Annotated in this window: 15 protein-coding genes; 8 read left to right on the forward strand and 7 right to left on the reverse strand. The window is 66.2% G+C overall.

The genetic code is table 11. The features are described 5' to 3' along the window. Positions 1–2: 2 nt before the first annotated feature. The 6 genes from nusB to nrdR form a co-directional block, all read right to left on the reverse strand. The gene (nusB, locus tag IX761_RS18815) at positions 3–503 is read right to left on the reverse strand and encodes a transcription antitermination factor NusB (RefSeq protein ID WP_194791066.1); all 501 of its coding nucleotides are present in this window, start codon (positions 501–503) and stop codon (positions 3–5) included. Then, positions 500–976: a 6,7-dimethyl-8-ribityllumazine synthase gene (gene ribE / locus IX761_RS18820; protein WP_110993352.1), complete on the reverse strand. Its 477-nt coding sequence runs from the start codon at positions 974–976 to the stop codon at positions 500–502. The genes nusB and ribE overlap by 4 nt, the downstream gene beginning before the upstream one ends. A gap of 91 nt (positions 977–1,067) precedes the next feature. Next, positions 1,068–2,159, reverse strand: a complete 1,092-nt coding sequence (gene ribBA / locus IX761_RS18825) for a bifunctional 3,4-dihydroxy-2-butanone-4-phosphate synthase/GTP cyclohydrolase II (RefSeq protein WP_194791067.1) — start codon at positions 2,157–2,159, stop codon at positions 1,068–1,070. Between the two features lie 18 nt (positions 2,160–2,177). Further along, complete coding sequence (locus tag IX761_RS18830) at positions 2,178–2,843, reverse strand: riboflavin synthase (RefSeq protein WP_194791068.1); 666 nt, start codon at positions 2,841–2,843, stop codon at positions 2,178–2,180. A 42-nt stretch (positions 2,844–2,885) separates the two neighbouring features. Next, positions 2,886–4,013: a bifunctional diaminohydroxyphosphoribosylaminopyrimidine deaminase/5-amino-6-(5-phosphoribosylamino)uracil reductase RibD gene (ribD, locus tag IX761_RS18835; protein ID WP_194791069.1), complete on the reverse strand. Its 1,128-nt coding sequence runs from the start codon at positions 4,011–4,013 to the stop codon at positions 2,886–2,888. A gap of 2 nt (positions 4,014–4,015) precedes the next feature. Further along, positions 4,016–4,480, reverse strand: coding sequence for a transcriptional regulator NrdR (nrdR, locus tag IX761_RS18840; protein WP_194791070.1), 465 nt, complete (start codon positions 4,478–4,480; stop codon positions 4,016–4,018). Between the two features lie 105 nt (positions 4,481–4,585). Here nrdR and IX761_RS18845 point away from each other — a divergent pair, with 105 nt between their 5' ends. From IX761_RS18845 to trxA, 3 genes are read left to right on the forward strand one after another with little or no spacing between them, the layout of a single operon-like run. Then, complete coding sequence (locus IX761_RS18845; protein WP_194791071.1) at positions 4,586–5,038, forward strand: YbaY family lipoprotein; 453 nt, start codon at positions 4,586–4,588, stop codon at positions 5,036–5,038. Continuing rightward, positions 5,039–5,698 carry a class I SAM-dependent methyltransferase gene (locus IX761_RS18850; protein ID WP_194791072.1) on the forward strand — a complete coding sequence of 220 codons (660 nt, stop codon included), beginning with the start codon at positions 5,039–5,041 and terminating at the stop codon, positions 5,696–5,698. Between the two features lie 28 nt (positions 5,699–5,726). Further along, positions 5,727–6,599 (forward strand): thioredoxin, encoded by an 873-nt coding sequence (gene trxA / locus IX761_RS18855; protein WP_194791073.1) that lies wholly within the window; start codon positions 5,727–5,729, stop codon positions 6,597–6,599. 73 nt (positions 6,600–6,672) lie between these two features. Here trxA and IX761_RS18860 read toward each other — a convergent pair whose 3' ends face one another. After that, complete coding sequence (locus IX761_RS18860; protein WP_194791074.1) at positions 6,673–7,017, reverse strand: hypothetical protein; 345 nt, start codon at positions 7,015–7,017, stop codon at positions 6,673–6,675. 133 nt (positions 7,018–7,150) lie between these two features. Here IX761_RS18860 and IX761_RS18865 point away from each other — a divergent pair, with 133 nt between their 5' ends. From IX761_RS18865 to IX761_RS18885, 5 genes are all read left to right on the forward strand, one after another. Next, a complete protein-coding gene (locus IX761_RS18865; protein WP_194791075.1) occupies positions 7,151–7,711 on the forward strand; it encodes a DUF2796 domain-containing protein in 561 nt (186 codons plus the stop codon). Continuing rightward, a complete protein-coding gene (locus IX761_RS18870) occupies positions 7,712–8,422 on the forward strand; it encodes an ABC transporter ATP-binding protein (protein ID WP_194791076.1) in 711 nt (236 codons plus the stop codon). Next, entirely contained in the window at positions 8,422–9,687 is a 1,266-nt protein-coding gene (locus tag IX761_RS18875; RefSeq protein WP_194791077.1) for an ABC transporter permease, read from the forward strand. The genes IX761_RS18870 and IX761_RS18875 overlap by 1 nt, the downstream gene beginning before the upstream one ends. A 9-nt stretch (positions 9,688–9,696) precedes the next feature. Then, a complete protein-coding gene (locus tag IX761_RS18880) occupies positions 9,697–10,236 on the forward strand; it encodes a DUF3299 domain-containing protein (RefSeq protein WP_194791078.1) in 540 nt (179 codons plus the stop codon). Positions 10,237–10,345: 109 nt separating this feature from the next. Then, positions 10,346–11,029 carry an OmpW/AlkL family protein gene (locus IX761_RS18885; RefSeq protein ID WP_194791079.1) on the forward strand — a complete coding sequence of 228 codons (684 nt, stop codon included), beginning with the start codon at positions 10,346–10,348 and terminating at the stop codon, positions 11,027–11,029. The last annotated feature ends 155 nt before the right edge of the window (positions 11,030–11,184 follow it).

Raw genomic sequence — 11,184 nt, forward strand, 5'->3', positions numbered from 1 at the left:
TATCAGCGCTTGTTCGCCTTGACTTCCGCGTCGCGCAGGATCGGCGCGAGCTTGTCCAGCACACCGTTGACGAACTTGTGGCCGTCAGTGGCGCCGAAGACCTTGGCCAGCTCCACGCCTTCGTTGATCACCACGCGGTACGGTACGTCGACGCGCTTGATGAACTCCCAGGTGGACAGGCGCAGCACGGCGAGCTCGACCGGGTCGAGTTCATCCAGTGCCAGGTCCAGGCAGGGTGCCAGGGCCTTGTCGATTTCGCCCTTGATCGCCGGCACACCGTGCAGGATCTCGCGGAAATAGGCGCCGTCGATATCGGTGAAATCGTTGTCGACCCGGAACTGTGCCTCGATCTCGTTCAGCGAATGCTGGGCCATGTGCCACTGGTAGAGCGCTTGCGTGGCGAGCTTGCGGGCTTCGCGACGCTTGGCGCTCTTCGAGGGCTTGCCGGCATCCGCAGGTTTTGGATCGCGCGGGTTGAAACGATCGCTTTCGTCGCTAATCACTTGGCCTCCAACTGCGCCAGCAGGCTGACCATTTCCAGAGCGGACAGGGCAGCTTCGGCACCTTTGTTGCCGGCCTTGGTGCCGGAACGCTCGATGGCCTGTTCGATGGAGTCGACGGTCAGCACGCCGAAGGCCACCGGAACACCGAACTCCATGGACACCTGGGCCAGGCCCTTGGTGCACTCGCCCGCCACGTATTCGAAGTGCGGGGTACCGCCACGGATCACGGCGCCCAGGGCGATGATCGCGTCGTAGTTACCTTGCTGGGCGACTTTCTGTGCCACCAGCGGGATTTCGAACGCGCCCGGGGCACGGATGATGGTGATGTCGCTTTCGCTGACGCCGTGGCGTACCAGGGCATCGACTGCACCGCTTACCAGGCTTTCGACGACGAAGCTGTTGAAGCGGCCAACCACCAAAGCATAGCGACCTTTGGGGGCGATGAAGGTACCTTCGATGGTCTTCAGGGTCATTCTTGAGTTCTCATCTTCAAGAGCGAGGCCGCGCAGTGGCGGCCTCGGGAGGGTTTTGACTCGAGTTGGAAGGCGATCAAGCCGCCTCAAGTCACTCGGAGGGCACGTATTCTACAACTTCCAGATCGAATCCGGATATCGCATTGAACTTCATCGGCGAACTCATCAGGCGCATCTTGCGCACACCGAGGTCACGCAGGATCTGCGAACCGGCGCCAACCGTGCTGTAGGTGGTGGGTGCCTTGGGCTGTGCATCGCCCGCGCTTTCGCGGATGTGCGCCAGCAGCACGTCGCCGTCCAGCGGGTGGCCCAGCAGCAGTACCACGCCGCTGCCGGCCTCGGCCACGGCGGCCATGGCTGCGCGCAGGCTCCAGCGGCCGGGCTGCTTGACCATCAGCAGGTCGCGCAGCGGGTCCATGTTGTGCACCCGCACCAGGGTCGGCTCTTCGGCGCAGATCTTGCCGAGCGTGAGGGCCATGTGCACGTCGCCTTCAACCGCGTCGCGGTAGGTGACCAGGTTGAATTCACCCAGCTCGCTCTCGATCGGCTGCTCGGAAACGCGCTGCACGGTGCGTTCGTGGATCATGCGGTAGTGGATCAGGTCGGCGATGGTGCCGATCTTGAGATTGTGCTCGGCGGCGAACACTTCCAGCTCGGCGCGGCGCGACATGGTGCCGTCGTCGTTCATCACTTCGCAGATCACCCCGCTTGGCTCGAAACCGGCCATGCGCGCCAGGTCGCAGGCGGCTTCGGTGTGGCCGGCGCGGGCCAGGGTGCCACCGGGCTGGGCCATCAGCGGGAAGATGTGGCCAGGGCTGACGATGTCCTCGGCCTTGGCGTCCTTGGCGGCGGCCGCCTGCACGGTGCGCGCGCGGTCGGCGGCGGAGATGCCGGTGGTGACACCCTCGGCGGCCTCGATCGACACGGTGAACTTGGTGCCAAAGCCGGAACCGTTGCGCGGCGCCATCAGCGGCAGCTTCAGGGTTTCGCAGCGCTCGCGGGTCATCGGCATGCAGATCAGGCCACGGGCGTGCTTGGCCATGAAATTGATGTGCTCGGGCAGGCAGCATTCGGCTGCCATGATGATGTCGCCTTCGTTCTCGCGGTCTTCGTCATCCATGAGGATGACCATTTTGCCCTGGCGGATGTCTTCGACCAGTTCTTCGATGCTGTTGAGCGCCACGCGGCACCCCCTTCTCAATCAGGATTTCAAGAAGCCGTTGGCGGCCAGGAAGCTTTCGGTGATGCCACTGCCTTTGCTCGGTTCGGCGGCCTTGTCGCCCAGCAGCAGGCGCTCCAGGTACCGGGCCAGCAAGTCGACCTCAAGGTTCACCCGACGCCCTGCGCGGTAGTCGGCCATGATGGTTTCGGACAGGGTGTGCGGGACGATGGTCAGCTCGAACTCGGCGCCATCGACTTCGTTGACCGTGAGGCTGGTGCCGTCGACGGTGATCGAGCCCTTGTGGGCGATGTACTTGGCCAGCTCTTTCGGGGCGCGCACGCGGAACTGGATGGCGCGGGCGTTATCGGCGCGCGAGACGATCTCGCCGACGCCGTCGACGTGGCCGCTGACCAGGTGGCCGCCCAGGCGGGTGGTGGGCGTGAGGGCCTTTTCCAGGTTGACCCGGCTGCCGGTCTTGAGGTCGACCATGGCGGTGCGCTTGAGGGTCTCGACGCTGACGTCGGCCCAGAAGCCGTCGCCGGGCAGCTCGACGGCGGTCAGGCACACGCCGTTGACGGCGATGCTGTCGCCGAGCTTGACGTCGCCCAGGTCGAGCTTGCCGGTCTCTACGTAGACGCGCACGTCACCACCCTTGGGGGTCATGCTGCGGAGGGTGCCGATGGATTCGATGATGCCGGTGAACATGCTGTTCTCCTCAAGTTCGGGCTGCGCGGGGCAAGCCCGGCATTATACGCCGGGCGCCGGCAGGGGGATGGCAGTGACTCGCCAGTCATCGCCGACCGCGCGCATTTCGGTGATCTTCAGCCGTGGTGCCTCGCTCATCTGCGCCAGCGGCCAGTCCAGCAGCGGGCGGGCATTGGAGCCGAGGAAGGTGCCAGCGACAAACAACTGGAACTCGTCGATGAGCCCCAGGCGGGCGAACGCGCCGACCAGGCCGGCACCGGCTTCCAGCAGGATTTCATTGACGCCGCGCGCGGCCAGGGTTTGCAGCAGCGCCGGCAGGTCTACCTGGCCGTTGCTGCCAGGCAGGTTGAGCAATTCATGGCCAGCAGCGGCGTAGCGCGGATCGACATTGCCGGCGGTCACCACCAGTGCCGGGCCGGCCTGGAAGAAGGGTGCGTCCAGCGGCAGGCGCAGGCGACCGTCGATCAACACGCGCAGCGGCGGGCGCGACAGGGCCAGCGTCGTGAGTTCGGCGTCCAGGCCCAATTGTTCAACACGCACGGTCATCCGCGCCTGGTCCTGCAACACGCTCGCCGCGCTGGTCAGCACCACGCTGGAACGGGCGCGCAGGCGTTGCACCGCCGAACGCGCGGCAGGGCCGGTGATCCACTGGCTCTCGCCGCTGGCCATGGCGGTGCGGCCGTCCAGGCTCATCGCCAGCTTGGCGCGGACGAACGGCAGGCCGTGCTCCATACGCTTGAGGAACCCGGGGTTGAGGGCGCGGGCTTCGGCTTCGAGCACACCACTGGCCACTTCGATCCCGGCGTCCTGTAGGCGGCGCAGGCCATTGCCGGCCACCTGCGGGTTGGGGTCCTGCATGGCCGCCACCACCCGCGCCACCCCGGCCTTTACCAGTGCCTCGGCGCACGGCGGGGTGCGGCCATGGTGGCTGCACGGCTCGAGGGTGACGTAGGCGCAGGCGCCACGGGCGCGCTCGCCGGCCTGGCGCAGGGCGTGGACTTCGGCATGGGGCTCGCCGGCACGCACGTGCCAGCCCTCGCCGACCACCTCGCCATCACGCACGATCACGCAGCCCACGCGCGGGTTGGGGTGGGTGGTGTACAGGCCCTTGCGGGCCAGTTCCACGGCCCGGGCCATGTAGTGGGCGTCGAGGATGGCTTGGTTGGGCATGCTTACTCTTTGGCTGGCTCGCGGGCCAGGCGGTCGATTTCTTCGCGGAATTCGTCGAGGTCCTGGAACCTGCGGTACACCGAGGCGAAGCGGATATAGGCGACTTCGTCGAGCTTGCGCAGCTCGGCCATCACCAGCTCACCGACCACCAGCGACTTCACTTCGCGCTCGCCGGTGGCACGTAGCCGGCTCTTGATGTGCGCCAGCGCCGCTTCCAGACGCTCGACACCCACCGGGCGTTTCTCCAGCGCACGCTGCATGCCGGCCCGCAGCTTGTCTTCGTCGAAAGGCTGACGCGTGCCGTCCTGCTTGATCAGCCGGGGCAGCACCAGCTCGGCGGTTTCGAAGGTGGTAAAGCGCTCGCCGCAGGCGACGCATTCGCGGCGACGGCGCACTTGCTCGCCCTCGGCGACCAGGCGCGAGTCGATGACCTTGGTGTCGTTGGCACCGCAAAACGGACAGTGCATGGTGGCAGGCAACAAAAAAAGGGAGGGCCATGGTAGCGCATTGCACTGGCAAGACAAGCCAAAGGGATTACCATCCATGCAAATCTGCCCGTGAAGGACACCCCCATGCACTATCGAGCACTTGCCGTGCTGTGCGCCGCCGCCCTGCTCGCCGCCTGCGGCAGCGACCGCCCCAAGTCCGAGCCGGCCGCAGCGCCCGTGCCGGCCAAGGTGGCGAAGAAAGCCCAGCCACTGGGCCCGCTGCCGGTCTACCAGCGCGAGCTCAGCGGCACCCTGATGGACATCCCCGCCGGCGCCAACGTCGAGTTGGCGCTGCTGGTCATCGACGAACGCGGTCGCCCGCAGCAACTGCTGGCCAGCAGCACCTTGACCGGCACCGGCCAGGCCCTGCCCTACCAGCTTCGCTTCAACCCCGAGGCCTTCCCGGCCGGGGCTCGCGTGGAGCTGCGAGGCCGCGCCAGCCAGTCCGGCCAACTGATCCTGCACCTGCCACCGGTGCGTATCGCCCAGGCCCAGACCCAGGCCACCGGCCCACTGCGTTTCGAAAGAGCCCCGTAGATGGCACCGCAAGCCCTGCAACAGGCCCTGAGCGGCCTGATCGGCGAAGCGCGCCTGGTGGTCAGCGAACTGCCCGGCTGCGAACTCAAGCTGTGGTTGATCGACGACCAGAACATGGACCGGGCATTCAGCAGCGAGGAAACCCGGCGCATTCTCGAAGAACCGCCCTACTGGAGCTTCTGCTGGGCCAGCGGCCTGGCCATGGCGCGCTACCTGGCCGAGCACCCGCAATGGGTGCGCGGCAAGCGCGTGCTGGACTTCGGCGCCGGCTCCGGCATCGCCGGCATCGCCGCAGCCCGGGCCGGCGCGCTGGAGGTGGTGGCCTGCGACCTCGACCCGCTGGCCCTCGACGCCTGCCGCGCCAACGCCGCGCTCAATGACGTTGAATTGCACTACAGCAACGACTTCTTCACCGAGGCCGACCGCTTCGACCTGATCCTGGTCGCCGACGTGCTGTACGACCGCGCCAACCTGCCACTGCTGGATGAATTCCTCAGCCGAGGCCGCCAGGCGCTGGTAGCCGACTCGCGGGTGCGCGACTTCAGCCACCCGCTGTACCGCCCGCTGGGCGTCCTCGAGGCCCTGACCCTGCCCGACCTGGCCGAGCCGCACGAATTCCGCCGGGTCAGCCTGTACCACGCCAGCCGCGAGCCTTTATAGTGGGGCATCCACGTTTGCGAGAGTCACGATGAGCCAGCAACCGCAGTACATCTTCGACGCCACCGATGCCACCTTCCAGCAACTGGTCATCGAGAACTCCTTCCACAAGCCGGTACTGGTCGACTTCTGGGCTGAATGGTGCGCGCCGTGCAAAGCGCTGATGCCGCTGCTGGCGAAGATCACCGAGGGCTACCAGGGCGAGCTGCTGCTGGCCAAGATCAACTGCGACGTCGAGCAGCAGGTGGTCGCGCAGTTCGGTATTCGCAGCCTGCCGACCGTGGTGCTGTTCAAGGACGGCCAGCCGGTCGACGGTTTTGCCGGTGCCCAGCCCGAATCGGCCATCCGCGCCATGCTCGAACCCCATGTACAGATGCCGGCGCCCACCACCGCCTCGCCATTGGAACAGGCCAAGGCGCTGTTCGCCGAGAGCCGTTTCAGCGAGGCCGAAGCGCTGTTGCAGGTGCTGCTGGGTGAAGACAACAGCAACGCCGAGGCCCTGATCCTCTATGCCCGCTGCCTGGCCGAACGCGGTGAGCTGGGCGAGGCGCAAGTGGTACTGGACGCGGTGAAAACCGACGAGCACAAGGCAGCCCTGGCCGGTGCCAAGGCTCAGCTGACCTTCCTGCGCCAGGCCGCCAGCCTGCCGGAGGCCGCCGAGCTGAAGAGCCGCCTGGCGCAAAACCCGCAGGATGACGAAGCGGCTTATCAGCTGTGCATCCAGCAGCTGGCGCGCCAGCAGTACGAAGCGGCGCTGGAAGGGCTGCTGAAGCTGTTCCAGCGTAATCGCGGTTACGAGAACGGCCTGCCGCAGAAGGCGTTGTTGCAGGTGTTCGAGCTGCTGGGTAGCGATCACCCGCTGGTAGGTGTGTATCGCCGCAAGCTGTCGGCGGCGATGTTCTGATCCACCCATGCAATCGCGGGGCAAGCCCGCTCCCACGGGCCTGTGGGAGCGGGCTTGCCCCGCGATGCTTTTCTCACCCCACCCAGTGATACACCGGCGCATCTACGCCGCTTTCCACCTTCACCTCACTGCTGTGGCGCAACCGCACCAGCAGCCGCTTGCCCGCCGCCACGCTGCCCGTAAGCCCCTCAAGATGATCGAGCAACTCGGGCCCGCCCATCTGTCCCGCCTGGCGCAGCACATCACGCGCGGCCATCCATTGCCCATCATCCTGGCGCGGCGCGGGGCTGACGCTCACCGGTGTGCTTTCGACCACCGCCGGCTGCTCCAGCCGACGCCCCAACTGCGCCCACTCTTCCGGCGCCAGCTCAATGGTCAAGTCCACCGGCCATGCACCGATCTGTCCGCGAATTCTCACGCTGCCTTCCTCGTATCCAGGGCTGTATGCCGCCATGCTCCCACGAACATGAAACCTGTGCCAGGCAGGCTGGCGGTCACAAGAAAAATTGTTATAACATCACAAAACTTTCCAAGCCTTCCCGGAGCCGTCCATGCGCCGCCTGCTGCTCGCCCTGCCCTTCGCCCTGCTACCCCTGGCCGTGGCCCATGCCCACGACGAGCATGATCATGACCACGATCACGGCACCCTTGGCGCCCACGAGCATGGCGTGGCCAAGCTCAACGTGGTGCTCGACGGCAACACCCTGGAGCTGGAGCTGGACAGCCCGGCCATGAACATCGTCGGCTTCGAGCACGCCGCCAGCACCGACGCCGACAAGGCCAAGGTTGCCGCCGCCCGCCAGCAACTGGAACAACCGCTGCAACTGTTCGGCTTGGCACAGGCCGCCGGCTGCGCCGAAGACGCGCAGGAGTTGCAAAGCCCGCTGTTCGGTGACGCCGCGCAAGACAAGCATGAGCATGGCCATCAACACGCCGACGTCAACGCCCATTACCAACTGGCCTGCACTACCCCTGGCAAGCTCACCCAGGTCGACCTCGGCCCGCTGTTCAAGGCCTTCCCGCAAACCCAGAAGGTCAACGTGCAACTGATCGGCCCGAATGGCCAGAAAGGCGTGGAAGCCACCCCAGCCAAGGCCGTGGTCGCGTTCTGAATGAGCCAGCCGCTGATCGAACTGCATGACCTGGTGTTCGCCTGGCCCGGCCAGGCGCCGCTGCTGGACATCCCGGCCTTGCGCCTGGAGCCGGGCGAAGCGCTGTTTCTCAAGGGCCCCAGCGGCAGTGGCAAGACCACCCTGCTCGGCCTGCTGGGCGGGGTCAACCGCGTAAACCAAGGCAGCATCCGCTTGCTTGGCCAGGACTTGTCGGCGTTGAGCCAGGGCGCGCGTGACCGCTTTCGCGTCGATCACACCGGCTACATCTTCCAGCAGTTCAACCTGCTGCCGTTTCTCTCGGTGCGCGAGAACGTCGAGCTGCCCTGCCGCTTCTCGAAGTCCCGCGCCGCGCGCGCCAGCCAGCGCCATGGCAGTGTCGACCAGGCCGCCGCCCATCTGCTCGGGCACCTCGGCCTGAGCGACCCCGACCTGCTCGCCCGTCGTGCCGGCAGCCTGTCGATCGGCCAGCAGCAGCGCGTCGCCGCCGCCCGGGCGCTGATCGGCCAGCCCGAACTGGTGATCGCCGACGAACCCACCTCGGCGCTCGATGCCGACACCCGCGAAGCCTTCATCCGCCTGCTGTTCGAGGAGTGCCGTGCGGCCGGCGCCAGCCTGCTGTTCGTCAGCCATGACCAGAGCCTGGCGCCGCTGTTCGACCGCCACCTGTCCCTGGCCGAACTCAATCGCGCCGCCAAGCCCCGGGAGGCCTGATGTATCTGCTCCGCCTTGCCCTGGCCAGCCTGGCCAACCGCCGCTTCACCGCCCTGCTCACCGCGTTCGCCATCGCCCTGTCGGTGTGCCTGCTGCTGGCGGTCGAGCGGGTGCGCACCGAAGCCCGCGCCAGCTTCGCCAGCACCATCAGTGGCACCGACCTGATCGTCGGCGCCCGCTCGGGGTCGGTGAACCTGCTGCTGTACTCGGTATTCCGCATCGGCAATGCCACCAACAACATCCGCTGGGACAGCTACCAGCACTACGCCAAGGACCCACGGGTGAAATGGGCCATCCCCATTTCGCTGGGTGATTCGCACCGCGGCTACCGGGTGATGGGCACCACTGGCGACTATTTCAGCCACTACCAGTACGGGCGCCGCCAGCACCTGGCCCTGAGCCAAGGCCGGCCGTTCGCCGACGACCCGTTCGAGGTGGTGCTCGGCGCCGAAGTGGCCGAGGCACTGCACTACAAGCTTGGCGACAAGCTGGTGCTGGCCCACGGCGTGGCCGCCATCAGCCTGGTCAAGCACGACGACAAGCCCTTCACCGTGGTCGGCGTGCTCGAACGCACCGGCACCCCGGTGGACCGCACCCTGCACATCAGCCTGGCGGGCATGGAGGCGATCCACATCGACTGGCACAACGGCGTACCCGCCCGCGGCGCCGGGCGCATCAGCGCCGAACAGGCGCGTGGCATGGACCTGCAACCCACCGCCATCACCGCATTCATGCTGGGCTTGAACAGCAAGATCGCCACCTTCAGCCTGCAACGCGAGATCAACGAGTACCGCAGCGAGCCGCTGCTGGCGATCCTGCCTGGGGTGGCCCTGCAAGAGCTGTGGAGCCTGATGGGCACGGCCGAGCAGGCGCTGTTCGTGGTGTCGCTGTTCGTGGTGCTGACCGGGCTGATCGGCATGCTCACGGCGATCCTCACCAGCCTCAACGAACGCCGCCGGGAAATGGCCATCCTGCGCTCGGTGGGCGCGCGGCCGTGGCATATCGCCGGGCTGCTGGTGCTCGAGGCATTGGCCCTCGCCGTGGCCGGGATCGTTGCCGGGCTGGGGTTGCTGTATGCCGGGATCGCCCTGGCCCAGGGCTATGTGCAGGCCAACTATGGGCTGTACTTGCCGTTGGATTGGCCGAGTGCGCATGAGTGGACGTTGCTGGGCATCATCCTCGGCGCGGCGCTGCTGATGGGCAGCGTGCCGGCCTGGCGGGCCTACCGGCAGTCGTTGGCCGATGGGCTGTCGATTCATCTTTGAGAACAGGTAATGACCAAGCAAGCCCGCTCCCACGCTAGAAAACTGTGTGCCCTGGTGGTGGTATTGCTGCTACCCCTGTCGGCCTGGGCCGCCGAACCCCGCGAACTGGACTGGCCGGCACTGATCCCCGAGGGCGCACCGGTCATCCCGCCGCAACTCACGCCGCTGCACGACCTGTCGCAGATCAGCAGTGCGCTCGCTGAATCCGCCCCCGCCGCCCGCCAGCAGGCGCCCGACGCGCCGGTGGTCAAGACGCTGAATGGCCTACAGGTGAAGCTACCCGGCTACATCGTGCCGCTGGAGGTCAGCGAAGAGGGCCGTACCACCGAGTTCCTGCTGGTGCCCTACTACGGCGCCTGCATCCACGTTCCACCCCCGCCGTCGAACCAGATCGTGCACATTTTCAGCGAGATGGGCGTGCGCATCGAAGACCTCTACCAGCCGTACTGGATCGAGGGGACGATGCAGGTCAAGGCCAGCAGCAGCGAACTGGCCGATGCCGGTTACCAGATGGAAGCCGAGAAAATCTACGCCTATGAGCTGAAGTGAGCACGGTTTGCGCCGCCTGACACGGCTTCGTTGAGCTGGGTCAAACTTTCTGTTTAGTCAGCTTCGTACCATTGGACTACTCGATTACTCACGTCCTCTGGGAGCTTCCATGAACAAGTCCTTGCTCAGTGCCTCGCTCGTCGCGTTGGCGCTTGCAGCCCCTGTTGCCCACGCCCACCAGGCCGGCGATTTCATCGTCCGCGCCGGTGCCGCCACCGTCTCGCCCAACGAAGACAGCAGCGCGCTCAAGCTCGACGGCGCCAAGGTGTCGGGCACCAAGGCAACCGTGGACAGCGACACCCAGCTGGGCCTGGCCTTCGCCTACATGCTCACCGACCACATCGGCCTGGAGCTGCTGGCGGCCACCCCGTTCAAGCACACGATTGGCGTGAAGGGCCTGGGGGCGGGCCTGGATGGCAAGCTGGCCGATATCAAGCAACTGCCGCCGACCCTGTCGCTGCAGTACTACCCGATGGCACCGACCTCGAAGTTCCAGCCCTACGCCGGCGTGGGCATCAACTACACCCTGTTCTTCGATGAAGACCTGAGCAGCAACCGCAAGGCGCAAGGCTTCAGCAACATGAAACTGCAAGACTCGGTGGGCCTGGCCGGTCAGCTGGGCATGGACTACATGCTCACCGACAACCTGCTGTTCAACGCCTCGGTGTGGTACGTCGATATCGACACCAAGGCCACCATCGACGGCCCTAGCGCCCTCGGCGTGGGCAAGACCAAGGTCGACGTGGATATCGACCCGTGGGTGTACATGGTCGGCATCGGCTACAAGTTCTAACCCACCGCCGCTACGTCTGTAGGAGCCAGCCTTGCTGGCGAAGCTTTCCTCACAAAGCCATTCGCCAGCAAGGCTGGCTCCTACAGGGCGCGAGGCGCCTGTTTGATCCGCAAGCCCAGCCAATAGCCCCAGGCAATCGCACTGACCCCCGCCCC

This window comes from Pseudomonas sp. UFMG81, assembly GCF_015354575.1.
Taxonomy (GTDB): Bacteria; Pseudomonadota; Gammaproteobacteria; order Pseudomonadales; family Pseudomonadaceae; genus Aquipseudomonas.